General features: G+C 35.8%; 22 protein-coding genes and 1 other RNA gene. 10 read left to right on the forward strand and 13 right to left on the reverse strand.

The genetic code is table 11. From position 1 onward, the window contains the following. Positions 1-34 precede the first annotated feature (34 nt). The 5 genes from WBN20_RS14870 to WBN20_RS14890 all read right to left on the reverse strand — a co-directional run bounded on the left by WBN20_RS14870 (position 35) and on the right by WBN20_RS14890 (position 4255). A complete protein-coding gene (locus tag WBN20_RS14870; RefSeq protein WP_424282249.1) occupies positions 35-229 on the reverse strand; it encodes a hypothetical protein in 195 nt (64 codons plus the stop codon). A gap of 145 nt (positions 230-374) precedes the next feature. Beyond that, the gene (locus tag WBN20_RS14875; protein ID WP_424282250.1) at positions 375-1106 is read right to left on the reverse strand and encodes a LytR/AlgR family response regulator transcription factor; all 732 of its coding nucleotides are present in this window, start codon (positions 1104-1106) and stop codon (positions 375-377) included. Between the two features lie 142 nt (positions 1107-1248). Beyond that, on the reverse strand, positions 1249-2790 hold the full coding sequence (locus WBN20_RS14880) for a hypothetical protein (RefSeq protein ID WP_424282251.1): 1542 nt from the start codon (positions 2788-2790) through the stop codon (positions 1249-1251). Between the two features lie 6 nt (positions 2791-2796). After that, positions 2797-3234 carry an acyl-CoA thioesterase gene (locus WBN20_RS14885; RefSeq protein ID WP_424282252.1) on the reverse strand — a complete coding sequence of 146 codons (438 nt, stop codon included), beginning with the start codon at positions 3232-3234 and terminating at the stop codon, positions 2797-2799. Further along, entirely contained in the window at positions 3209-4255 is a 1047-nt protein-coding gene (locus WBN20_RS14890; RefSeq protein WP_424282253.1) for a glutaminyl-peptide cyclotransferase, read from the reverse strand. Before WBN20_RS14890 ends, WBN20_RS14885 begins: the two co-directional genes overlap by 26 nt. Positions 4256-4401: 146 nt before the next feature. Here WBN20_RS14890 and ffs point away from each other — a divergent pair. The 3 genes from ffs to fsa all read left to right on the forward strand — a co-directional run bounded on the left by ffs (position 4402) and on the right by fsa (position 6152). After that, an RNA gene (ffs, locus tag WBN20_RS14895) (signal recognition particle sRNA small type) lies at positions 4402-4500 on the forward strand. 124 nt (positions 4501-4624) lie between these two features. After that, positions 4625-5434 (forward strand): SDR family oxidoreductase, encoded by an 810-nt coding sequence (locus WBN20_RS14900; protein ID WP_424282254.1) that lies wholly within the window; start codon positions 4625-4627, stop codon positions 5432-5434. Positions 5435-5498: 64 nt separating this feature from the next. Then, positions 5499-6152 (forward strand): fructose-6-phosphate aldolase, encoded by a 654-nt coding sequence (fsa, locus tag WBN20_RS14905; protein WP_424273501.1) that lies wholly within the window; start codon positions 5499-5501, stop codon positions 6150-6152. A 75-nt stretch (positions 6153-6227) separates the two neighbouring features. Here fsa and WBN20_RS14910 read toward each other — a convergent pair whose 3' ends face one another. Beyond that, positions 6228-7607, reverse strand: a complete 1380-nt coding sequence (locus tag WBN20_RS14910; RefSeq protein ID WP_424282255.1) for a TlpA family protein disulfide reductase — start codon at positions 7605-7607, stop codon at positions 6228-6230. Positions 7608-7783: 176 nt separating this feature from the next. Here WBN20_RS14910 and WBN20_RS14915 point away from each other — a divergent pair, with 176 nt between their 5' ends. Together WBN20_RS14915 and WBN20_RS14920 are read left to right on the forward strand one after the other, a co-directional pair. Continuing rightward, positions 7784-9412, forward strand: a complete 1629-nt coding sequence (locus WBN20_RS14915) for an ABC-F family ATP-binding cassette domain-containing protein (protein ID WP_424272821.1) — start codon at positions 7784-7786, stop codon at positions 9410-9412. A 29-nt stretch (positions 9413-9441) separates the two neighbouring features. After that, positions 9442-10584 carry a hypothetical protein gene (locus WBN20_RS14920; protein ID WP_424282256.1) on the forward strand — a complete coding sequence of 381 codons (1143 nt, stop codon included), beginning with the start codon at positions 9442-9444 and terminating at the stop codon, positions 10582-10584. 54 nt (positions 10585-10638) lie between these two features. Here WBN20_RS14920 and WBN20_RS14925 read toward each other — a convergent pair whose 3' ends face one another. Then, positions 10639-11355, reverse strand: a complete 717-nt coding sequence (locus WBN20_RS14925) for a hypothetical protein (protein ID WP_424282257.1) — start codon at positions 11353-11355, stop codon at positions 10639-10641. 206 nt (positions 11356-11561) lie between these two features. Between WBN20_RS14925 and WBN20_RS14930 the strand changes: the two genes are divergently transcribed. Further along, on the forward strand, positions 11562-12113 hold the full coding sequence (locus WBN20_RS14930) for a fasciclin domain-containing protein (protein WP_424272818.1): 552 nt from the start codon (positions 11562-11564) through the stop codon (positions 12111-12113). A gap of 1 nt (position 12114) precedes the next feature. Here the strand turns inward: WBN20_RS14930 and pheT are convergent, their stop codons facing one another. Beyond that, a complete protein-coding gene (pheT, locus tag WBN20_RS14935; protein ID WP_424282258.1) occupies positions 12115-14541 on the reverse strand; it encodes a phenylalanine--tRNA ligase subunit beta in 2427 nt (808 codons plus the stop codon). Positions 14542-14710: 169 nt separating this feature from the next. Here pheT and WBN20_RS14940 point away from each other — a divergent pair, with 169 nt between their 5' ends. After that, a complete protein-coding gene (locus WBN20_RS14940) occupies positions 14711-15889 on the forward strand; it encodes a peroxiredoxin family protein (RefSeq protein ID WP_424282259.1) in 1179 nt (392 codons plus the stop codon). Positions 15890-15932: 43 nt separating this feature from the next. Here the strand turns inward: WBN20_RS14940 and leuB are convergent, their stop codons facing one another. Then, the gene (leuB, locus tag WBN20_RS14945) at positions 15933-17051 is read right to left on the reverse strand and encodes a 3-isopropylmalate dehydrogenase (protein ID WP_424282260.1); all 1119 of its coding nucleotides are present in this window, start codon (positions 17049-17051) and stop codon (positions 15933-15935) included. Further along, the gene (locus tag WBN20_RS14950; protein ID WP_424273275.1) at positions 17052-18224 is read right to left on the reverse strand and encodes a 2-isopropylmalate synthase; all 1173 of its coding nucleotides are present in this window, start codon (positions 18222-18224) and stop codon (positions 17052-17054) included. It abuts the gene before it with no gap. A 145-nt stretch (positions 18225-18369) separates the two neighbouring features. Between WBN20_RS14950 and WBN20_RS14955 the strand changes: the two genes are divergently transcribed. Then, entirely contained in the window at positions 18370-19914 is a 1545-nt protein-coding gene (locus WBN20_RS14955; protein WP_424282261.1) for a hypothetical protein, read from the forward strand. On the opposite strand, the gene WBN20_RS14960 is transcribed toward WBN20_RS14955, so the two are convergent. The 3 genes from WBN20_RS14960 to panB all read right to left on the reverse strand — a co-directional run bounded on the left by WBN20_RS14960 (position 19904) and on the right by panB (position 22039). Then, on the reverse strand, positions 19904-20431 hold the full coding sequence (locus WBN20_RS14960) for a DUF4252 domain-containing protein (protein ID WP_424273273.1): 528 nt from the start codon (positions 20429-20431) through the stop codon (positions 19904-19906). The genes WBN20_RS14955 and WBN20_RS14960 overlap by 11 nt on opposite strands. 85 nt (positions 20432-20516) lie before the next feature. Beyond that, on the reverse strand, positions 20517-21215 hold the full coding sequence (locus WBN20_RS14965) for an RluA family pseudouridine synthase (RefSeq protein WP_424273272.1): 699 nt from the start codon (positions 21213-21215) through the stop codon (positions 20517-20519). 5 nt (positions 21216-21220) lie between these two features. Beyond that, the gene (panB, locus tag WBN20_RS14970) at positions 21221-22039 is read right to left on the reverse strand and encodes a 3-methyl-2-oxobutanoate hydroxymethyltransferase (protein ID WP_424273271.1); all 819 of its coding nucleotides are present in this window, start codon (positions 22037-22039) and stop codon (positions 21221-21223) included. 112 nt (positions 22040-22151) lie between these two features. Here panB and WBN20_RS14975 point away from each other — a divergent pair, with 112 nt between their 5' ends. Both WBN20_RS14975 and dnaK read left to right on the forward strand, forming a co-directional pair. Continuing rightward, positions 22152-22607 carry a nuclear transport factor 2 family protein gene (locus WBN20_RS14975; RefSeq protein WP_424273932.1) on the forward strand — a complete coding sequence of 152 codons (456 nt, stop codon included), beginning with the start codon at positions 22152-22154 and terminating at the stop codon, positions 22605-22607. Between the two features lie 181 nt (positions 22608-22788). Further along, a partial coding sequence (dnaK, locus tag WBN20_RS14980) for a molecular chaperone DnaK (RefSeq protein ID WP_424282262.1) occupies positions 22789-24441 on the forward strand: 1653 nt, incomplete at its 3' end.

A 24441-nucleotide genomic window follows, 5' to 3' on the forward strand; every position in this document is an offset into this window, starting at 1 on the left:
AAAGAATACTGGGGTTGAATTATTATAATGGGTCTTAGTCGTCGCCGCTTCCTCTAGTATCTGGTGGAGTATCATCCCCGCCAGTGCTATCTCTAGTATCTGGTGGAGTATCATCCCCACCTGTTCCTATTTCGTATAGGGCCTGGTCTTCGGCGCTGTTATCTGCTTCACAGGAAAATAATCCGATACTAAATACTACTATTGCGAAAATGCTTAAAACTTTTTTCATAATTTAAATTTTTAAAGAGGTTAATTATTGTTGACTAGCTTGAGACCAAACTAGCCTTATACCTAAAAACTTATTGTGTAAAAAAAAAAGTATTAGTATACTCATAACTTCTATGAGCATTTGCGGTGTTTTTAAGAGAATTTGATTAATTGGAGGGAGAAATGGTGTTTTTTGATAGAATTTTTTTCAAACCTTCTATATTCTCTTTATAGGTTTTGGTAAATGGCAGTTGTGTTTTCCTGACTTTTAAGAAGCATATAGATTTACCATAATTAATGCCGGAAACATATTTGGTGTTCAAAATATAACTTTGATGAACACGTATAAAGTTAGCAGGTAACTGATTCTCAAAGGTTTTTAACGTTTTAAATGCACTAATAGTACTGCCGTCTTTCATTACAAAATCCGTCGCATTATTGTCTGCCCTTAAATAAAGAATCTCATTGGTATCCAGGTATTGGTAATCTTTATAAGATTTAAGACAAATGGTTTGGGATACATCTTCTTTTGGTAATTGTTTTTTTAAGCGTAAAAGGGTCTTGCGAATATCAAATTCATTATAGGGCATCAGCCAGTAATCAAAAAAATTATTTTTAATCGCATTGTAGGCGTATTCCTTGCTTCTGGAAATCCCAATTAATATTGGAATATTTTTGACATACTGATACAATTCAGTGACCATATGAAAATATTCAAATGCTTTGTCATTTAAATTGATAAAAACAATGTCTGGGGTATATTTGAGGATGGCATTTAAACCATCTTCACAGTTTCTAGCCTGGCTATTACACACAAAATCCCCATAGTCCTCCAAATAGTGCTGCAACTGCAAATTTGAGGTGGCGTCGGAATCAATAATGGTGTAAGAATACTCCATGCCAGATTATTTGGGTACAAAGTAGTAAACCTATTCGAGAAGACACCCTATTTTTACCATAGAATAATTAAGGTTTTTCTACATAAAGTGTTGAAAATCAATAATATTGAAAGAATATTCCTTCAAAAATTAGTATGGTAGCCTAATTCTGTCCTCCAGCAATAAATTCGAAGGCCCCAATATCGGGTTCAGAAGTACGGTCTGTTCCCAGAATATCTATGGGTACCAGAAAGGCTGTGCCAGGGTCTGCTTTCCCAATTGCTGAGGAAGAATTACCCAGTCTGAAGTCGTTCTTTGCCGTATTCAAAAAATCGGTGTTCTCATTCAGGAAAATATTGTTATAGTAAGTGGTATTTGTAAAATCGTAGAGGGGATTTGTATCAAATTGATTATTTGTATCCTTAAATTTAATCAGGCAATTGGTGAAAGAAAAATCAAACGAATTTGCATCATCAGACATTAATGAGAGTTCAAGAAACGTATTACCATCTACAATACAGTTTATAAAACTGGCAGACAGGTCTTGTCCGCTTACACCTGTAGCCTCATTATAATTACTGATTTGTAATGCGGCTCCTGACCTGAAACCGTTGCTCCAATAATTGGCTATTGTACTATGTAAGAATGAATAAACACCCCCATTCTCACATACCAGTGAGCCGTTCCCGGCATTACCGAGAACCAGATTTTCCCCATTAATTGAGGAGGATCTGCTCCATATATTTATCGACAGGCTGTTATAAATTTGAGAATTACTAATGGAAAGTTTTGGCGGATTTAAGCCTGAATTACCTTCAACCAGTAGTCCTACAGAAGCATTTCTTATAGTAAGATGGTTTATGGTATTGTTAGTACTGCCGGGAGCCAGCCAAATGGTTCCCCATTGCCCCGGCACCTCTGAGAATTCAGGTTCCAGGCGGTCACCTTCAAAAATCACTTCATTTTCCAAAAGAAGTGTATCCATACTTAAAGTGCCGTTGACATTAAGTGAAGCTCCTTCCCCCATCAATATTCCCGAATCCTTGTGAAAGTGAACTCTGCTGCCTGCGGCTATATTAAGGGTTTTCTCTGATGCCACAGCTGCGTATCCATAAATGACATAAGGTTTTTCATTACTAAAGCTAAGTTGCTCATCGGTGAGCAGAAATCCTTCTATTCTAATTTCATTTCCTTCTTCGTCTATTCCTAAGAGTAAAGTTTCCTTAGTTCCATCTGCATTTTCTGCCGGATAAAGGAAAATAGCATCTTTTATCAAGGTCACTAATTGTACTTCTTGCTGTTTGGGCCCTTCATCAAAAAGGATGGCATCGGTATATAAAAATTCATTTTGGTTTAGTGCCGAAATATCAAAGGTTGTTTCTATAAAAATGAATAAACTGTCTTTAGCCATTAAAGGAACATTTTCAAATTCTTTTCCGGCCACACCATCAACATTTAATCTGTAGCTGCTATTATTGCCTTGTGCCAGCCGCAGACTAGGAATTTGTATATCGCTATTTGATCGGTTATAGACCTTTAAAGAATACGTACTGCTGCCAATATTGGTAAAGACTGTATCTAAATAGACTGTATCCTTTGAAAACTCCAAATTACCACTGCTCGTATCGTATTGAAAGTCCTTCCTGCAAGAACACCAGAGAAGTGTTATCAGTAGAATTGGTATAATAAAAAGACTTTGGCGCATATTAGATTAGCTAGGATTCCTTGTCACATCTGCAAAAATAGAACGAATTTCTTCCGAAATTCGTATTGGTTTGAGTGTTTCAGGATTAAGAAGGCACCATGTTGTTTCTGAATGTACCAAAAGAGTATTCGTGGCAGCGTTGTACATCTCAACAACCCTTGTTGAAATAGCTCCTTTAGAATTTTCAATAAATGTTTTTAATAAAATAATGTCACCTAAACCCGCGGCGCTTTTATAGGTTATGTTATGATTGAGTACTACCCAAATAAAACGCTCCTGAATTTCTTTAGAAGTAAGGTGCTGCCAATGTTCTTTGGAAATGTCCTGAATCCATTGTACATAGCGGACATTGTTTACATGGTTTAGGTCATCAAGATCATCAGGTTGTACAACTAAGGTTTTTTCAAAAGCCTCCATTTTATTTTTTCTTGATCTTGATTTCAAAGAGTTTATCCCAGTTTTTCCCGGTAACAAAGAATGTGCCTCTTGTTGGGTTGTAGGCCACTCCGTTTAAGACATCAAGATTTTTATGTTTTTTAACTTTATTTTTCAACCCGGCCATATTAATCACTCCAACAATGGCTCCACTTTCCGCTTCAATGATCATCATACTCTCCTTTTGCCAGACATTGGCGTAGATTTTTCCATCCACATATTCCAATTCATTAGCTTTATTGAAAATGGATTTGTTGGTAACAATTTCAATATGACTTATTTCAGTGAGAGTCTCCGGATCTAATAGCCAAATTTTTTCTGTACCGTCGCTTTTATAGATCATTTTTCCGTCATTGCAAAGACCCCAACCTTCTTTGCTCTCCCCATATTGAAAACTATTGAGCTCTTTAAAATCCTGAAGGCGGTATACAAAGCCTATACTGCTGCGCCATGTGAGTTGATAAAGCTTGTTATTTAGAATGGTAATTCCTTCTCCAAAATAATTTTTGGCCAGGTCTTTTTGCTGCAAGATTTTACCGGTTTTGAAATCTATTTTCCTGATGAATGATTTGGCATTTCCACCACTACCAGTGCTCTCATATAAAGTATCATTGTGGAATTCTAATCCCTGTGTAAATGCATTTAAGTCGTGTGGATATTCATTGATAATTTCATAGGTGTAAATTTCGGGAGCTGTGGCAGACAAAATTTTTATCTTTTTAGTTATTTCTGCCGTATTACCCTCATATTCAATAACAGCTTTAAGCTCTTTCAGTCCTAAACGCGTTACATCTAGACTTAGTTTATCATTTTGTATTTGTAATTTTTTTCCATCGATTGAATAGCTTACGTTATCTATTGTTTTCCCTTTTTTGTTTTTTATAGAAACAGCAACGGAATCCAGATTTCTAAACTCATTTGTTTTACCGGGAAACTCAATTTCAAATAGCTGTTTAGGTTTTAGATCCCCTTCACAGGCCAGGAACAAAGTACCTATTGCAAGAGGAATGAAAAACTTGATGAAATTCATAAGCGATTGTACTTCTATGGGTTAAGATTAATGAGCCTGATATTGGAAGCTTCTCTGAGCAAAAGTATTATTTATTAAATGCTTTAGAGCTAAAATAAGAATGTAAAACGATTGTCCCAAATTTAAATTGGTCGTATATTTGCATGAGGCAAGTCCTACACGACCAGCTCCCTCTGAATCCCCCAGGGTGGGAACGCAGCAAGGGTATGAGGTTGTAGCGGTGCGATGTAGGTAGCTTGCCTTTTTTTATGCGGTTTATTTAGTGTTTTTTGATATGCACTTCTAACTCATATAGTTCTCTACTCAAGTTCTTAATATAGATTTCAATATTTTCTTCCTCTTCTTTTTATTTGTTTATTTGCAAGGTATATGAGACAAAAAATAGTTTTAATTACCGGCGGTTCCTCGGGGATTGGCAGATCTGTTGGTTTGTTTCTTAAATCCAAAGGATATAAGGTGTTTGGAACCACACGTAACTTGCAGAACTATCCCGAATTTTCAGATTTTAAACTCATAGAATTAGATGTTAGAGATAATACCAGTATTGACCTGGCCATCAATAGCATAATTGCCTCAGAGGGTTTTCTGGATGTACTCATAAATAATGCAGGAATTGGAATAACCGGGCCAATTGAGGAAACTCCCCAAACTGAAATAAAAAAGGCTTTTGATACAAATTTCCACGGACCAATTAATGTGGCCAGAGCCGCATTACCGCAGATGCGAAAGCAAAATTCTGGTCTCATAATAAATATTACCTCAATAGCCGGATATATGGGGTTGCCCTATAGGGGTATTTATTCTGCCAGCAAAGGTGCTTTAGAATTACTTACAGAAGCCCTGAGAATGGAGACAAAGGACTTTGGTATTAAGATTACCAACCTGGCACCTGGAGACTTTGCAACGAATATAGCAGCAGGACGTTATCATGCGCCAGTCAATAGCGCTTCACCATATTATAAACCCTATAGCAAAACATTAGGCATAATAGATGATCATGTACAGGAAGGTCAGAATCCTATAAAGGTTGCAGAAATGGTGTATAAAATTATTAATACCAAAAACCCAAAAGTTCATTATAAAGTTGGAAGTCCAGTGCAGAAATTTTCATTGATTTTAAAGAAAATATTGCCGGATAAAGTTTATGAACGCTTGTTATTGAATCATTATAAATTGTAGTTTTGTGAGCACCATCAGAAAGTAAAAACACAGCTCGTAAGAGTTATATAAACAATAGAAAAACATGAAATTTTTTATAGATACCGCTAATTTAGATCAAATTAAAGACGCTCAGGAGCTGGGCGTTTTAGATGGGGTTACCACAAACCCTTCATTAATGGCAAAGGAAGGGATCACCGGAAAAAATAATATCTTAAAACACTATGTGGATATATGCAACATTGTTGATGGTGATGTTTCTGCCGAGGTAATAGCTACAGATTTGCAGGGAATGATCAAAGAAGGGGAAGCGCTGGCGGAGTTACACGAACAAATTGTTGTTAAAGTTCCCATGATACGAGATGGGGTAAAAGCCCTTAAATATTTTGCAGACAAGGGCATTCGAACAAATTGCACTCTGGTTTTTTCTCCAGGACAAGCCCTATTGGCAGCTAAGGCAGGAGCAACTTATGTTTCACCTTTTATAGGAAGATTAGACGATATATCTACAGACGGATTAAACCTTATATCAGAAATAAGGCATATTTATGACAATTATGGGTATGAAACGGAAATTTTAGCTGCTTCAATAAGACATACTATGCATATTATTGACTGTGCTAAATTGGGTGCCGATGTTATGACTGGTCCTTTATCTGCCATTGAAGGTTTGCTAAAACATCCCTTAACAGATATTGGTTTAGAAAAATTTTTAGCAGATTATAATAAGGGAAATTAATTTAACAACTCATTTGAATCTGGTTGGTGATAGGAAAACACAGTAGTTTGTTGCGCCAAAATCAGGTCTGGTTCTCTAGAAAGAAGTATAAACGTTAGCAAAAGCATCTACAATTATGCCATCTTCTGTTATGATTCCTCTATTTGGATCATAGACAATTAGGGTATGTGCAACATCTTCAAAATTCTCTGTCCAAAATTGCTCGCTTTTATCTAGTTGTGAAACTTCAACCATGTTATTCCATCGGGCATGTTCAGTTCGTAGATTTAAACCAATGAAAGTATACTCCGGATATTTTTCCTTTAATAAATTAATGCGTTGAATCATATTAGTAAAATGCCTTTTTTCAGGCGCTGACCAAAAGTAAAACACAACCTTTCTGTCTTTTCCAAGGTCCTTTATAGAAACCTTGTTACCTTCAGAATCAAATACCAAGAGTTCCGGCAGTTCTTTCTTAGGTTGTAAATTTCTTATTCCCTCATATAGCCCATTGATTTCATGTATATGCCTGTTGTTCTCTGACAGTTGATGGAATTCTTTAATGAAAATTTCGATATTTTCCTCTTTGTCATATTTAAGCAAATAATCCATTGCAACATTCCTGAATAAATTATCTCTAAGCTCATTTTGCTTTATTAGACTATCTATCAATTTCAGTTTGTGTTGATTAAAGTGAAGCTGGTTTTTAGCCATCTTATTCCGTTTTCCACAACCGTTCTTGCAATCCATATATGAAAGATTGTTTAAATGATATTTCATGAAATTATAATAAGGCCTATAATAACACAGACCCTTGTGATCATAATTAATTTCGGTCCTGTAGTTATAAAAATCAGCTGGAAGGTCATGAATAGATTTCTCCCCCTTTTTCTTTTTATGATAAAACGGATAGGCCTCTTTGAAAATGTATGAAGTATACATAATACCCGTTTTGGCTATTTCTATAGCACCATCGGAAAGCTCAGTCTCTGTTGAAAGATTGTTTAAAGATTTAAGTTTTATATTTTTTAGGGAGTCTATTTTTTGTATAAATGATTCAGGCTCAAGGCTGTAGTATTTATAAATCAACTCTTCTTCCTGTTCATTAGCCAGGAACATTTCCAAAAGAAAGTTATTTACCTGTTCATTTGTTCCCGAAAAAACAAGTGATTCATCGAAATCAACGGTATTTAGCCTTAATTGTAAACTATCACCACGTTCTAAAAACACATATTGCTCTTCCGGAAAATGATTAAAATGATGAAGGCCCTCATCTACTGAATCCAACTGAAAGGAAAATCTGTTATTCTCATCAAGGCGGGCAGTATCTATAACCACATCTCCTTTTAACAGAACAACATACTCACTGGAAGGATTCACTATTTCCCCACCAAAATAAACCGCTGAAGGTTTCTTTTCCTTGGTATTACAAGCCGCCAGTAAGAAAATAATAAAATATAGTAAAGTTTTATTCATATATTTTTCGCTGCCTACAGTATACAAAATTAGTCAAACCAATAGGCTGAAGCTGTTAAGGCACAGTTAAAAGTTCACAATCACTGTTAATTGGGAAAGCCTGTCATTCGCTTGTATGATTATTGTTACTTAGCATTATTTTTCCCTATTTTTGCAAAAATTTTAAAAATAGAAGTATGCTATCTGTTTCCAATTTATCAGTTCAATTTGGTAAAAGAATACTTTTCGATGAAGTAAATGTTAGTTTCACACAAGGCAACTGTTATGGTATCATTGGTGCCAATGGGGCTGGAAAATCTACTTTCTTAAAGATACTCTCAGGTGAAATTGACCCTACTTCGGGTCAGGTACACCTTGAACCTGGCCGGCGTATGTCTGTTTTGGAGCAAAACCACAACGCCTATGATGAAACAGCAGTTCTGGAAACTGTAGTTATGGGAAACAAGCCTTTATATAAAATCAAAAAAGAGATAGATGCTCTCTATGCCGACTATACTGATGAAAATGCGGATAGAATTGGAGAGTTGCAGGTAACTTTTGAAGAAATGAATGGTTGGAACGCAGATAGTGATGCAGCTACTTTGTTATCAAATTTGGGAATTCCGGAGGTATTACATTATACCTTAATGTCTGAACTGGATTCTAAATTAAAAGTTCGTGTACTCTTAGCTCAGGCTTTATTTGGCAATCCTGATGTTTTAATTATGGATGAGCCCACGAATGATTTAGATTATGAAACCATTACATGGTTAGAAAATTTCCTGGCTTCATATGATAACACGGTTATTGTTGTATCTCACGACCGTCATTTTTTAGATGCTGTTTGTACCAATATTTCAGATATAGATTTTAGTAAAATAAATTCCTTTTCCGGGAATTACTCCTTTTGGTATGAGAGTAGTCAATTAGCAGCCAGACAAAGGGCTCAACAAAACAAAAAAGCAGAAGATAAAGCCAAAGAACTACAAGAGTTTATTCGACGTTTTAGCGCTAATGTCGCTAAAAGTAAACAAGCAACATCAAGAAAAAAAATGTTGGAAAAACTTAAGATTGAGGACATCAAACCGTCAAGCAGGAGATATCCTGCAATAATTTTTGAACAGGAACGGCAAGCCGGGGATCAAATTTTAAATATTGAAAATTTAGCTGCTAGTTCTGAGGACGGGGAATTGTTGTTCCAAAACTTAAATCTGAATTTAGCTAAAGGAGATAAAGTAACCATTTTGTCCAGAGATTCCCGGGCAACAACTGCTTTTTATGAAATTATCAACGGCAAAAGAAAAGCTGATAGAGGCAAATATCATTGGGGAATTACAACTACACAGTCCTATTTGCCTGCCGATAATTCTGAATTTTTCAACGATAATTTAAATTTAGTGGATTGGTTACGACAATGGGCCAAAACCGAAGAGGAAAGAGAAGAGGTCTATATACGTGGTTTTTTGGGTAAAATGTTGTTTAGTGGGGAGGAAGCATTAAAAAAGTGTACAGTTCTTTCCGGTGGTGAAAAAGTGAGATGCATGCTAAGTAGAATGATGATGATCAGGGCCAATGTACTGATGTTAGATGAACCTACTAACCATCTTGACCTTGAAAGTATAACTGCTTTTAATAATTCTCTCAACAATTTTAAGGGTACAGTTATATTTACTACTCATGATCATCAATTTGCTCAAACTGTAGCAAATAGGATCGTAGAATTGACTCCAAAAGATACTATAGACAGATATTTAACGTTTGATGAATATATGTCTGACAAGGCTATACGGGAACAACGTGATAAAATGTATGCAATACCCGTATAGCTGAATAGGACCTCCCAAATCCTAATGCTATGCAAACCTACAGAATTTACTTTCTTTTGCTGGCCCTATTTATGCTGGGGTGTAGTGATAATGCAGGAGAAGACCTTCAAACAAAAGAAGAGTTCCCGAATGTTGATGCGGATTACGCACTATTGGTTGAATCCAATGATCTTTTATCGCTTATTAATTTAAAAGCTGATGCTGAGACCATTTTTTTAGATCCGGGGATAAATGAATTTTCAGGTATTTCTCTTGCTTCGGTTACTTACAGAGATGGTAACGAAATAAGTATTTTTAATTCTGAAACAGATTGCTCTGGTAAAATTTCATTATATGATTTTAAAAATGACGCCTTTATAGAAACAGTCGTCTTTGATGATTTGGGAAATTGCGATCTTATTGTTCGGGCAATTGCGCATTCAGGGAATAAATTCTATGTCGGGTATGAGGTTCCTGGTACAGGGGCTAAAGAGACACTTTATTATATTCGAATAATTGATGCTTCATTATCAGAAACTGAATTTGTTGATATTGAGTTGGATAAAAGACCTTTACAGGCAGTTTTTTCTAATAATCAGGTGTTTATCTTATCAGAGGATTTAGAAGATGATAATAAGAATAGCTTGATAGTGCTTGATACTACGATTGAAGAATTAGTAGCTGATATAAATCTCGGATTTGAAGTATTAAGAATTTTTAAATCCGATGTTAATAGTATAATAGTAAGTTATCCTGAATTACATACTCTTATTAGTAGTTCTACAATGGCAATAACTGCAACCATTCGTTATGAAGCAGGTAAGGAACCTAATTTCGGAGATGCTAAGTCTTCCTTTTACGATGAGGTAGGGAATCTATATTATTCTATGCCCACGAATCTTTCCGGGACATCATATCCAAATATTCCGGCTGTTTATGATTTTGAAAATAATACTGCAATTCTTTATTACTATGAGAATTTTTTATCGGAACAGGAACAATTATTTGAATTCGAAATAGGTGATACGAGCATGGTATCATACGATGCAAAAAACAACTTTATTTTAATTGGGTATCAGAAATCAGGAGATCCTGGAAAAGGTGGGCTATTGCGCATCAGACCTATTCCCAACCCAGCATTTATTGATAATATAGATCTTAATGGAGTACCTTTTCAGATGTATACCAAATAACGTACTACCTGAAGAAAACGTAAATACTTGTACGAATTTCGCTTGGATATAGACTCAGGAATTAAAATATTTACTATTCCATATCGCGGGATTAAAATTCTTGCCTAAAGCAAATCCATAGAAAATAACTACGGCAGCTATAGATTTAAACATAAAAAAGAATATTATCATAAATTCCATTTGCGAATTTGATTTTGAAAAAAGGCCATTAGGAATACATAATGTAGTTAGCCAGCTAATCAAAACTACTAGTAATGAAAGATTTACAATATTCTTAAATGGCCAAACCAGAATTCTGCGCAAGGGATGCAGGTCATTGCCCCATTTATCAATTAAATAAAAATACCCATTACCAATAGGGGCAAACAATAGGGGATCATCTTTATCTGCTAATTTGAAAAGTTTTGATGGGGCTACTATTTTAAAACCTTCAATTCCAATATTATGCTTTTGTTCCAGCAGTTTTATCTTATCAATGGTTTTATCCGGAATCTGGCCTTTAAAATATTTTGAGTCAAGAAAACGAAGTCTGTAGTTAATACAGATTTCCTTTATTTGATCAATGTGAAAAATTCTATCTGTTTCTAAAAGATCAAAATTGAAATTATTTTCTGCGCCATTGGCGTTACCGGATATTTTTTTTAGAATTTTATCTTCTTTTCCGGAAGATTTCTGCAAGAGCAAATAAACTTCATTAATAAGTTGTTCTTCGGAGAACTGAAGTTTGGATTTATAGAGTTGCTCCCGAATATTTGTGGGTTTTAATAACATAATAGGTTTCTTTTTCTAGCAATTGATTCAAAAATAATGAATTGAACTTACGAAACAAATTCTGTTTAAGATTTAGGCTCCGTTAATATTTTGTTAAATTCTTTCAAATGCATTTTCACTAATATGATTGTGTCCCGCATAATTGTATCTTGTCGACATTGCTGTACCGTTCATCGATAATTACGAATATTTTAAATTAGATACTCATGAAGTTTTTGGCAACCCCCCTAAGCCTGCTTACCCTATTGACCTGTTTTACGACTTTTTCTCAAACTTCCCTGGCTTTTGTAAATAATGATCTTATAAACAAAACAATAATTCGGAGTACTGAGGAATCTCAAATTCACAAAATACTTCTTACTGCCGTCAAAGCTGCAGATCTGGAGGAAACGCTCGCTGGTGATGGTCCATTTACTGTTTTTGCTCCTTCGGATAGAGCCTTTGACAAAATGTCTTCAGATAAAATAGCAGCACTCTTAAAACCTGAAAATAAAAAAGCCTTACAATCTTTAGTTACTTACCATATCGTTGCAGGTAACTTTACGGCTTCTAAAATATTAAGAGCAATGTGCAGGGGTAAAGGTAGTGCCAGTTTAACCACCGTTCAGGGTAATGAGCTTTTAGCCACGATGGACGGTCTGGATATTGTTCTAACGGACTGTTTTGGAAATATTGCAAGGATAACATCTGCCGATGCCAATCAGAGTAATGGAGTTATCCATGTAATTGACAGCGTAATTTTGCCAAATCAGCTGTAACCTAGCGCAACTCTGCGCCCAACTCTTTTTCAAAGCGTTGCTGCAGTTTTTTCATAATCTTATCGATCTGCTTATCCGTTAGTGTTTTACGCGCGTCCCCAATTGTGAATCCTACGGCGTATGATTTTTTTTCCGGAGGAAGATTTTTTCCGGTATAAACGTCAAAAAGAGTAATGCTTTTCAGTAGATTTCTTTCCGTATCGTAGGCAATAGTTTGGATTTCATCGAATGTAATACCCTTGTCCAATAATAAAGCTAAATCTCTTTTTACCTCAGGAAAACGCGGAATATTTTCAAAAATTATTTCATTCTCACGTATTATTTCTGATAAGGCACCCCAATTAAAATCGGCATAAAAAACTTCTTGCTTAATATCAAATTCTTTTAAAATAGTTTTTTGAACCATTCCAAAGGAGACCAATTCGGTTTTATTTTTTTTAAGGCTCAGGCTATCAAGGAAAATGTCATTCTGCTTGGAAAAAGATTCGTAATTAGTAATACCAAGTCGTGCTAAAACCAGTTCAACTGCTGCCTTCAGAAAATAAAAGTCTGTAGGCTTGGAAGGAGAGATCCAACTGTTTTCATTTCGTGTTCCGGTTACAATTAGTGATAAGTGCTTGGTCTCTATATATTCTGATTGCGAGCTTTGATATGTTTTGCCAAATTCGAAAAAATTTAGATTCTGTTTTTTTCTGTTAATGTTATAAGCTACTGTTTCTAGTGCTGAAAATAACATGGATTGTCTCAAAACTGATAAATCTATACTTAAGGGGTTTAAAATGGCAACCCCAGATTCTTCAGAATCAGCACCCAGAAGTTTGTTATAATTTGGACTGGTAAGACTATTGGTCATAATTTCATAAAAACCTCTTGAAGCCAACATGTCGCCAATTAATTTTTCGAGTTTATGATCTTCAAATCTTGTACTGGTAGCAATAGAGGCATTTAGTTTTTCTTTGAAATCAATATTGTTATATCCGTAAACTCTTAAGATTTCTTCAATTACATCCACTTCTCTTTGTACATCTACTCTGTAAAATGGAATAAGAAGACCTAATCCGGATTCGGTGGAATTTTTAACCTGGATATCCAAGGACGCCAATATAGATTTAATAGTATCAGCAGGTATTTTTTGACCTATCAAGGTGTTAATTCTTTCAAAAGAAAGAAATACCTGATAATCATCTTTCTTTCTGGGGTAAAGATCCACGACATCTGATGTAATATCTCCCCCCGTGATCTCTCTTATCAATAAAGCTGCCCTTCGTAAGCAGTATTCGGTATTATTTATATCAACACCTCTTTCAAAACGAAAAGACGCGTCAGTATTTAATCCGTGCCGTTTGGCCGTTTTCCTAATGGAAACAGGATCAAAATATGCACTTTCAAGAAATATTGATTTGGTATTTTCAGTTACACCGGTATTAATTCCTCCAAAAACTCCGGCGATACACATTGGTTTTTCATCATCACATATCATCAAATCCTCTTCATGTAATATGCGTTCCTCACCGTCAAGGGTCATAAATTTAGTTCCTGAGGGTAAAGTTTTTACAACAATCTTTTTACCAGTAATCCTATCGGCATCAAATGCATGCAAGGGTTGCCCCAATTCATGCAGAACGTAATTAGTGGCGTCTACGACATTATTAATAGGACTAAGACCAATTGCCCGTAATCTGTTTTTTAACCAGTCTGGTGAGGGCTGAACAATAAGATTACTAAGTGTTACTCCACAATACCTCGGTGCCAGGTCATTATTTTCAACCGCAACATCTATTTTTAAGGATCTGTTTTCAACATTAAAATTACTTACTGAGGGCGTAATAAGTTCTGTTTGAATATCTCTCTGATTAAGCCCTGCTTTTAGATCCCTCGCAACTCCATGATGACTCATAGCGTCAGCCCTGTTTGGTGTTAAGCCAATTTCAAAGATTTCATCTTTCTCTATTTCAAATACTTCAGAACAAGCTGTTCCCGGTTGAAGGGCTTCACTTAAAACCATTATACCGTCATGACTTTCGCCTAAACCTAACTCATCTTCTGCACAAATCATTCCATGACTCTCAACTCCTCGAATCTTACCTTTCTTAATTAACAGGGGCTTTCCATCACTGGGATATAACGTAGAACCTATTGTGGCTACCGGCACCATTTGTCCCTCGGCCACATTTGGTGCACCACAAACAATCTGAACAGGTTTTTCTAAACCAATATCAACCGTGGTCAGTTTTAGCCTATCTGCATCAGGATGCTTCACACAGTTTAAGACATGACCTACTACGATACCCTCTAAAGCGCCAGGAATGGACTCGAATTGGGTAATACCTTCTACTTCAAGACCTAAATTGGTTAGAAGTTCCCCTGTTTTTTCCGCTTCCCAGTCGAGCTTAAGAAACTGTTTTAACCAGTTATAGGAAATTTTCATGGGCTAGTTTTAGCCTTCAAAGATAAAACAAAGGTCTTATACATTCAATATACTTAAGGCTGAATAGCTTTATTTTTTATTAAAGTATTTTAATCGTTATTTCGTACCTGACTAAATAACTTTTAAGATGCAAAGATTTTATTATTTTTTCTTGCTGTTTTTAACTTTAATGTCCTGTAGTACAAAGGAAACTAAACCTCTCAAGGAAGGTATATGGTTAGCTCAATTGGAAGTGATGGATAAAGAACTTCTTCCTTTTAATTTTAATTTAAAGAAAATTGAATCCGGATATATAATGGACGTTTATAATGCTGCAGAAACTATTCGGGTCGATGAGATTGACATCTATAATGACAGCATAAAAATTCAAATGCCTTCTTTTGAGGGCTATATCTCAGGAACTTTTAATGATTCGGTAATAAATGGAAAATTTATAAAAGAAAGCCTTGATAGAATTGTACCATTTCATGCAGAATTTGGTGATAGCATTAGGTTTCATAGTTCAGCAAATACCACGGTTAATGTTTCCGGGATATGGGAAACCAAATTTAGCCCGGATTCGGAAGATGAGTATTTTGCAAAGGGTATTTTCGAACAGCATAGGAATAAGGTTAGTGGTACTTTTAGAACAAACACCGGTGATTATCGATATTTAGAAGGAATATTAGACGGGGATAGTTTGAAACTCTCCACTTTTGATGGGGCTCACGCTTTTTTGTTCACAGCTAAGGCGACAGATAGTAGTCTAAATGGTACTTTTTATTCAGGAAATCATTTTAAAGAGCCTTTTATTGCCTATAGAAATGAAAGTTTTGAATTAGCTGATGAAGAATCTCTAACCTTTTTGAATGAGGGCTACGAAGAATTACAGTTTTCGTTTCCAAATAGCGAAGGCACTTTCATTTCATTAAAGGACTCCAGATTTAAAGATAAAGTTGTAGTTGTTCAAATAATGGGAACCTGGTGCCCCAATTGCCTTGATGAAACTAAATTTTTGTCTGATTACGTAAAAACCAAAAAACAAGGTAATTTTGAAGTGGTTGCCCTGGCCTTTGAGTATGCCAAGACCAGGGACCTGGCTTTTAAATCAATTGAAAGGTTAAAAAGCAGAGTAGGGGTGCCTTATCCAATTCTTCTGGCTCAATATGCTAGCTCCAGCAAAAGTAAAGCAAACGAAAAGCTACCAATGTTAAACCATGTTTTATCATACCCTACAACTATTTTTATTGATAAAAAAAGGAAAGTAAGGAAGATTCTCACAGGATTTAACGGGCCGGCCACAGGCCAAAAGTATGTTGATTTTAAGGAAGAATTTGATCAATATATTGAGTTGCTTCTAAGTGAATAATTCAATAATCAAATTTGAAAGTCCGGGATGAAGTACGATGCTTTTAAATTATAGTAGATTTCCCCAACCAAATATTCTCCCGGTTGATCGTGAGATGTTCATCTGATTCTTTGATATTACCCGAAATAAAGTCGCCAACATAATTTGTCCCATACTTACTGTTTTTATCCAAATCTGGTGTGACAATTTCATTTTTCATTGATTTCAGGACAGCTATCACAACTGCTCTGGACTCTTCATCCAGGTTAAAATGGTCTAGTAGCATTGCCGCCGATAAAATTGAGGCAATAGGGTTGGCAATATCTTTATCTTTCGCCAGGGGGTAAGACCCATGTATAGGCTCAAAAAGTGCATTGTTCTCTCCCACAGAAGCAGAAGGTAATAGTCCGATAGAGCCACCAATTGCACTACCTTCATCTGAAAGAATATCGCCAAACATATTTCCTGTAAGAATTACATCAAACTGGCTGGGATTAAGTATAAGTTGCATTGCGGCATTATCAATAAACAAAAATTCCAAAGTAATTTCCGGATAACTTTCGCCGATTTTTGAAACTACTTTTCTCCAAAGTCTTGAGGATTCAAGGACATTTGCCTTGTCTACCAGTGTTAATTTCTTTTTTCTTGTTTTGGCTTCTTTGAATGCCAAATGAGCGATGCGGCTAATTTCCGCTTCAGAATAGGTGCATAGGTCTGAAGCGACAGTGCCATCTTTGCTCAAGTTCTTCTCACCAAAATAAATCCCACCAATTAACTCACGATAAATTACAAAATCAGTACCACGTATATTTTTTTTCTTTAGTGGTGATTTATCAATAAGAGAGGGAAACACTTTTACGGGTCGAATATTGCAAAATAGCCCCAACTCTTTCCTTAGCTTTAATAGCCCTTGCTCGGGCCTGATTTTAGCATTGGGGTCATTGTCATACTTTGGGTCACCTATTGCCCCGAACAATACGGCATCTGAATCTTTGCATAATTGCAGGGTGGCATCAGGAAGTGGGTTTCCGGTCTTATCAATAGCCTTGGCCCCAACCATTGCTTCAGTAAACTTAAATTGGTGACCAAATGTATCCGCAACAGCTTGTAAGCACTTAACGGCTTGAGCAGAAACCTCTGGTCCTATACCGTCACCAGGCAAAAGTGCAATTTTAAGATTCATTTATGCGATACTTTCAATATTTATTGGGCTTACTTCAATTATTTGATGGATATCATTGTCGACGACTTCTTTTTTCTGGTCTGCAAATTTCAAAAATTCAGTATAAACACTATCCAATTGTACTTTGGTGAGTTCATAACCAACTTTTTTAGCCCTGTAAGCCAATGCCGCTCTACCACTTCTTGCAGTAAGCACAATGGAGGATTCGTTAACACCAACATCCTCGGGATCCATAATTTCGTATGTTTCTCGTTTTTTTATCACTCCATCCTGATGAATACCAGAACTATGTGCAAATGCATTTGAACCAACAATAGCCTTATTTGGCTGCACTACCATCCCCATTTTATCTGAAACCATTTGGCTGGTACTGTATAATAATTTGGTGTTAATATTCGTATCCAAATTAAGATCCGGGTGTTGTTTTAATATCATCACAACTTCTTCAAGTGAAGTATTTCCTGCTCTCTCGCCAATTCCATTAATAGTACATTCAATCTGTCTGGCTCCATTTACAACACCTGCAATAGAATTTGCCGTGGCCAGTCCCAAATCATTATGACAGTGACAAGAAAGTCTCGCTTTTTCAATTCCTTTGACATTTTCTCTTAGATATTTCATTTTTGCCCCATATTCTTCGGGAAGACAATATCCGGTAGTATCTGGTATATTTAGTACGGTAGCGCCAGCCTTAATAACAGCTTCGCATACGCGTGCCAGGTATTCATTATCGGTTCTTCCGGCATCCTCTGCGTAAAATTCAATATCTTCCACAAAAGTTTTTGCATACTTAACGGCATCAACTGCTCTTTCCAGTATTTTCTCCCTTGTTGAATTAAATTTGAATTTTATATGTGAATCAGAAGTGCCAATTCCGGTGTGAATTCTGGGTTTTCTTGCATGTTTCAGAGCTTCGGCGGCCACTTCGATATCTTTTCTAACAGATCTCGTTAATCCGCAAACTGTTGCTTCCTTTACAATTTTTGCAATTTCATTGACAGATTTGAAATCACCGGGACTCGAAATGGGAAATCCAGCCTCTATAATATCAACACCCAATATGTCCAGTCGCTCAGCAATAACAAGCTTCTGTTTGGAATCCAGTTTACAACCCGGAACCTGCTCACCATCCCTGAGTGTTGTATCAAAAATGTCTACCTTATCTTTACTCATTATTTTTGCATATTTTTAGTCACAATACGAATATATACTTAGGAAAGCGAATAGCTTTATTGCCTATGATTCATTTACAACGTTAATTTACTTTTTAGCATTCATAAAGTACTGATAAACAACTATATAATTTATATTTTTTACGATGACAAATGCCCATAAAGATGCATTATTTGTTTTGGTTAAATCTCTTTCCAAGTCAGAAAAGCGACAATTTAAGCTTTATGTTGGTCGCCTTGGAGTAAATACAGATGCCAAATTTCTTGCACTTTTTAATTTACTGGATAAACTTAAGACTTATGATGAAAGTGCAATTTTAGCGAGTGGGATCGTAAAAAAAACACAGCTATCTAACCTAAAAGCACATTTGTATAAACAGATTTTGGTTAGTTTAAGATTAAATCCTGTAAACCAAAATATTAGAGTTCAGATAAGGGAGCAATTAGACTTCGCCACTATCCTATATCAAAAGGGATTGTATAAGCAAAGTCTAAAGATATTAGATAAAGTTAAAGGTATAGCTATAGATAATGAAGAGAAAAATATCGCCTATGAAATAGTAGAATTAGAAAAAATTATAGAAACACAATATATTACCAGGAGTATTCCGGATAGAGCTGATGAACTGGTTAAACAGGCCAGGAAATTATCAGAGCAAAATGTTATGACCAGTAAACTTTCAAATCTATCCCTTCAGCTATATGGAATGATGTTAAAAGTAGGCTATGTAAGAAATGATGAAGACCTTGGCAGGGTAAGACGTTATTTTGCAGAGCATTTACCTGAATATAAAATCGAAGATCTTGGTTTTAGAGAAAGATTATGGCTTTACAAGGCGCATTTATGGTATAGCTTTTTGATACAGGACTTTTTATCATGTTATAAATATTCAAGTAAATGGGTAGATCTGTTCTATGAGAATTCAAAAATGATTTATTTAAATCCTGTTTTCTTTTTGAAGGGAAATCATTATTTATTAGAATCGTTGTTTTATGTAAAATACAGTTCTCAATTTAAAGAGACACTTGATAAAATGGAGTCTATTGTTGGTGACAAGGACTTTGCTAAAAATGATAATATATCATCCTTGGCGTTCCTTTATATTTATTCAAATAAGTTAAACCTTCATTTCCTGGAAGGCACCATTGATAAGGGTTTGTATCTGGTTAAAATAATTGAGTACGGCATTACAAAACACAGCGATCGCATAGACCCTCATCATATAATGATATTTTATTATAAAATTGCTTGTCTGTATTTTGGAATTGGAGATAACAAAACCTGCATAAAATATTTAAAGAAGATCATAGATAATAAAAACCTGAAGATGCGGGAAGATCTTATGTGTTTTGCAAGAGTTTTAAGCTTGGTGGCACATTATGAAGCCGGCATGGATTACCACCTTGAAATTCAATTGAAGAGCACTTATAAATTTTTACTCAAGATGAATGATCTTGGAGCAGTCCAAAAAGAAATGATCAAGTTTTTACGGAAGTTAGGTGATATTTACCCCCATGAATTAAAAGGAGAATTTCAAAGGTTATATGATGAATTAAAAAAATATGAAGATCATCCTTATGAGAAGCGTGCATTTCTTTATTTAGATATACTCTCCTGGCTAGAAAGCCACTTACAAAACAAACCCGTTGGGCAAATTATCCGGGAAAAGGCATTGAAAATTACTCGTTGATTTCCTCTGGAGATTGCATGTTAAATTCCTTACCAAGGATTTTTGGTAATTCACTAAACTCAGTGTTTTTAGCCATTTCCCGCACTTTTACCGGATCAAAATTCCCATTGAAGTACAGAAAAGAACCTCGTATATTATTATTGTTATAAATGAGAATCTCCTTTACGGCATTGCGTTTTTCACGGATTGATATTATATTTCTTTTCAGGTCATCATTTTTACGAAATACTTCAATAAACGAATTTCCGGCAATAGAATTCATTTGAGCATTTAGATATTTAGTTCGCTCAGGTGTAGGACTGGGAAATTGCATATAACGCAAATCTTTTGTATTTCCGATAAGGGACTTCATTTCTGGGGAAATATTACCCAAAAGGCTGAGCATAAATTGAGGTACACGAATAGCTGTTACCTGACTATCATTTTTATGGGCGTTATAGAAACTGTCTATAGAATTATGACTTCCACAAGCTATTATAGTCAATATAAAAACAAGAGAAACAAGTTTTTTAATCATAATGTAATCATGGTCTAATAAATTAAAATATCAACTTTTATAGTTGAGACCTAAGAAGGTTATTCTTTTTAAATGTAAGAAAAAATCATGAACAAGCATCCCATATTGGATCTTCTGAGGTTGGTGCTAATAAAATTATAGGCTTCTTCCCAACAGGATGCAAAAATTCTAAGTTTCTGGCATGCAAATGGATACTTCCGTTTTTATTACTACGGTCAAAACCATATTTTAAATCTCCTTTAATTGGGCAGTTTATTGCCGCCAGTTGTGCCCGGATCTGATGATGTCTCCCCGTTTTTAAATCGATTTCCAATAAATAATAATTATTGAGCTTTTTTAAAATTTGATAATCTAAAATGGCCTTTTTACTATTGGGAACCTCTTTAATATGGGCATAGGACTTATTCTGTCTCGTATTTCTTACCAACCAGTGCTCAAGGGTACTCCGCTCACTATCAGGTTTATTTTTTATAATAGCCCAATATGTTTTTTTTGCTAATTTTTGTGAAAATATTTCGTTTAACCTGGAAAGCGCTTTTGAGGTGCGTGCAAATATGACGATGCCGGATGTGGGTCTGTCTATCCGGTGAACCACACCCAAAAAAACTTTCCCCGGCTTATTATATTTTTTTTTAATGTACTGCTTAACAATTTCACTTAATGGTACATCCCCCGTTTTATCGCCCTGGACAATATCGCCAGGTCTTTTGTTTATAGCGATAATATGGTTATCCTCATATAATACCTGAAGATTTTGGGAATTGGTCTTAGTTCTCTTATCCACTAGCTTTAATATTGCTCTTCGTCACTGGGGAAATCCTGGCTTTTCACATCACTTACATAGCGCGAAATGGCATTTCCCATATCCTCATAAAGATTCATATATCTCCGTAAAAACCTTGGATTGAACTCATGAGTCATTCCAAGAAGATCATGGATTACCAATACCTGGCCATCCGCATATTTGCCGCCACCTATACCAATGGTTGGTATGGTAATATTCTCTGACACTTTCTTTGTTAACATAGCAGGTATTTTTTCGAGGACAATTGCAAAACAGCCTAGCTTTTCAAGAATTTTAGCATCTTCCATTAGTTTCTGAGCCTCATCCTTTTCTTTAGCCCTGACTGTATATGTGCCAAATTTATATATGGCCTGAGGTGTTAAACCAAGATGTCCCATAACTGGAATACCTGCATTCAGGATTCGTTTTACCGATTCTTTAATTTCAACACCACCTTCTACCTTGACGGCATGAGCACCACTTTCTTTCATTATTCTGATAGCTGAACGAAGTGCTTCTTTGGGATCACTCTGGTAACTTCCAAAGGGTAGATCAACTACCACCAGAGCCCTGTTTACTGCCCGTATAACGGAAGAGGCGTGGTATATCATCTGGTCGAGGGTAATAGGTAAAGTAGTTTCATGTCCCGCCATCACATTACTGGCAGAATCACCAACCAATATGACATCAACATTGGCATCATCAACAATCTTTGCCATAGAATAATCATAAGCTGTTAGCATAGAAATTTTTTCTCCCTGCTTCTTCATTTCTATTAAGGACTTAACAGTAACCCTCTTGTATTCTTTTTTGGAAATAGACATTGCTTTCTTTTTGACGCGTTAAATGTAAGGAGTTTTGTTCAATTGTTAAGAGCAGGGATTTGTGTTTAAATTATTCCTTATTTTAGGCACCGACGTACAAAACCCTAAAACAATGAAAGTAATTATTTATTTACTGTTGATTTTTAGCACCGGCATATTGGGTGCACAGAACGATGAAAAAGAAGAAGTAAAGAAAACAGTTGAAATATTTTTCGATGGTTTTCACAATCAAGATTCCACGCTAATAAAAAGCGCTACAAGTTCTACGATAATTATGCAAACCATTGGCCGGGACAAAGAGGGAACAAGTGTAGTTAAAACCTCCGATTTTAATAATTTCCTTAAATCTATAGTGAGTATTCCTGACACTACAAAATTTCGGGAAAAATTACTATCCTATCAAATTCAAATCGATGGAAGTATGGCCAATGCATGGACTCCTTATGAATTTTGGGTCAATGATACACTGAGTCATTGTGGAGTAAATTCATTTCAATTACACAAACAAGACGGAATCTGGAAGATTATTTATATAATAGATACAAGGCGGCGCGAACACTGTAATTAAATCTGAAATATTGTAATTCTTCTTTGTTTAAGCCACTCTAAATTCACACTTTACTCGGAATATACCTCATTTATTTTTACGTAATTAATGACATCCTGTCAGTTTTTTCCGGTTGGCATACTGTTTGTCATTCAATAATCATTGAAATATAGATAAATATTAACTTAATAAAATAAAATAGATGAGCAAGATTATAGGAATAGATTTAGGAACAACAAACTCATGTGTTTCTGTAATGGAAGGCAATGAGCCGGTTGTGATACCCAATGCAGAAGGTAAGCGCACTACACCCTCTGTTGTTGCATTTGTAGAAGGTGGTGAAATTAAGGTTGGTGATCCTGCTAAAAGACAAGCAGTTACTAACCCTCATAACACAATATATTCCATTAAACGTTTTATGGGGAATAAATTCTCAGAATGTAAAAAAGAAGTGGACAGGGTACCTTATAAAGTGGAAAAAGGAGACAATGATACACCAAGGGTAGATATCGATGGACGTTTATACACTCCTCAGGAGATTTCAGCAATGGTGTTACAAAAAATGAAGAAAACTGCCGAAGATTATTTAGGTCAGGCCGTTACTTCAGCTGTAATTACAGTTCCTGCGTATTTTAATGACGCACAAAGACAGGCAACAAAAGAGGCAGGTGAAATTGCTGGCCTTAAGGTAGAAAGAATTATTAATGAGCCTACAGCAGCTTCTTTGGCTTACGGACTAGATAAGAAACACAAGGATCAGAAAATTGTAGTATTCGATTTCGGTGGAGGTACGCATGACGTTTCCATTTTGGAATTAGGAGATGGAGTTTTTGAAGTTTTGTCTACAGATGGGGATACTCATTTGGGAGGCGATGATGTTGATCAAAAAGTTATAGACTGGTTAGCAGATGAATTTAATAAGGAAGAAAGCATAGATCTAAGAAAAGATCCTATGGCATTACAGAGATTACGTGAGGCAGCAGAAAAAGCCAAAATTGAATTGTCTACTTCTGCACAAACTGAAATTAATCTTCCTTATGTGACCGCTACAGCTTCAGGACCTAAACACCTTGTGGTTACATTGACTCGTTCTAAATTTGAGCAATTAATCGCCGATTTGGTAAAGAGAACTATTAAGCCCTGTGAAACAGCCTTAAAAGCTGCCGGACTTTCAAAAAGTGATATTGATGAAATTATTTTGGTTGGAGGTTCTACCAGGATTCCAGCGGTTCAGGAAGCTGTTGAGAAGTTCTTTGGTAAAAAACCATCCAAAGGCGTGAACCCTGATGAAGTTGTTGCTGTTGGAGCCGCTATCCAGGGAGGTGTTCTTACAGGAGACGTGAAAGATGTCTTGCTATTGGATGTTACCCCATTATCTCTTGGAATTGAGACCATGGGAGGAGTAATGACCAAATTAATTGAATCTAACACTACTATCCCAACAAAAAAATCACAAGTATTTTCTACGGCAGCAGACAATCAACCATCCGTTGAGATTCATGTTTTGCAGGGAGAGAGGCCTATGGCTACAGATAATAAAACCATTGGAAGATTCCATTTGGATGGAATTCCACCTGCGCAGAGGGGAGTACCTCAAATTGAAGTAACCTTTGATATTGATGCAAATGGAATTATCAAAGTGTCTGCTACTGATAAGGCTACGAACAAGACGCAGGATATCAGAATTGAAGCTTCTTCAGGACTTACTGAAGAGGAAATCAACAAAATGAAGGCAGAGGCAGAGGCTAACGCAGAATCTGATAAAAAAGCAAAGGAAACTGCTGATAAAATGAATGAGGCAGATAGTATGATATTCCAGACTGAGAAGCAATTAACTGAGTTTGGAGATAAGTTG

The organism is Eudoraea sp. (genome assembly GCF_049665975.1).
Lineage (GTDB): Bacteria > Bacteroidota > Bacteroidia > Flavobacteriales > Flavobacteriaceae > Eudoraea.

Coding starts and splice junctions, on each gene's coding strand:
- WBN20_RS14955 (WP_424282261.1), top strand. CDS start 18,370: ATGACAAATGCCCATAAAGATGCATTATTTGTTTTGGTTAAATCTCTT.
- panB (WP_424273271.1), bottom strand. CDS start 22,039: ATGTCTATTTCCAAAAAAGAATACAAGAGGGTTACTGTTAAGTCCTTA.
- WBN20_RS14920 (WP_424282256.1), top strand. CDS start 9,442: ATGCAAACCTACAGAATTTACTTTCTTTTGCTGGCCCTATTTATGCTG.
- fsa (WP_424273501.1), top strand. CDS start 5,499: ATGAAATTTTTTATAGATACCGCTAATTTAGATCAAATTAAAGACGCT.
- WBN20_RS14960 (WP_424273273.1), bottom strand. CDS start 20,431: ATGATTAAAAAACTTGTTTCTCTTGTTTTTATATTGACTATAATAGCT.
- WBN20_RS14975 (WP_424273932.1), top strand. CDS start 22,152: ATGAAAGTAATTATTTATTTACTGTTGATTTTTAGCACCGGCATATTG.
- WBN20_RS14890 (WP_424282253.1), bottom strand. CDS start 4,255: ATGAATTTCATCAAGTTTTTCATTCCTCTTGCAATAGGTACTTTGTTC.
- WBN20_RS14875 (WP_424282250.1), bottom strand. CDS start 1,106: ATGGAGTATTCTTACACCATTATTGATTCCGACGCCACCTCAAATTTG.
- WBN20_RS14880 (WP_424282251.1), bottom strand. CDS start 2,790: ATGCGCCAAAGTCTTTTTATTATACCAATTCTACTGATAACACTTCTC.
- WBN20_RS14910 (WP_424282255.1), bottom strand. CDS start 7,607: ATGAATAAAACTTTACTATATTTTATTATTTTCTTACTGGCGGCTTGT.
- WBN20_RS14950 (WP_424273275.1), bottom strand. CDS start 18,224: ATGAGTAAAGATAAGGTAGACATTTTTGATACAACACTCAGGGATGGT.
- WBN20_RS14870 (WP_424282249.1), bottom strand. CDS start 229: ATGAAAAAAGTTTTAAGCATTTTCGCAATAGTAGTATTTAGTATCGGA.
- WBN20_RS14925 (WP_424282257.1), bottom strand. CDS start 11,355: ATGTTATTAAAACCCACAAATATTCGGGAGCAACTCTATAAATCCAAA.
- WBN20_RS14915 (WP_424272821.1), top strand. CDS start 7,784: ATGCTATCTGTTTCCAATTTATCAGTTCAATTTGGTAAAAGAATACTT.
- WBN20_RS14930 (WP_424272818.1), top strand. CDS start 11,562: ATGAAGTTTTTGGCAACCCCCCTAAGCCTGCTTACCCTATTGACCTGT.
- WBN20_RS14900 (WP_424282254.1), top strand. CDS start 4,625: ATGAGACAAAAAATAGTTTTAATTACCGGCGGTTCCTCGGGGATTGGC.
- pheT (WP_424282258.1), bottom strand. CDS start 14,541: ATGAAAATTTCCTATAACTGGTTAAAACAGTTTCTTAAGCTCGACTGG.
- leuB (WP_424282260.1), bottom strand. CDS start 17,051: ATGAATCTTAAAATTGCACTTTTGCCTGGTGACGGTATAGGACCAGAG.
- WBN20_RS14940 (WP_424282259.1), top strand. CDS start 14,711: ATGTCCTGTAGTACAAAGGAAACTAAACCTCTCAAGGAAGGTATATGG.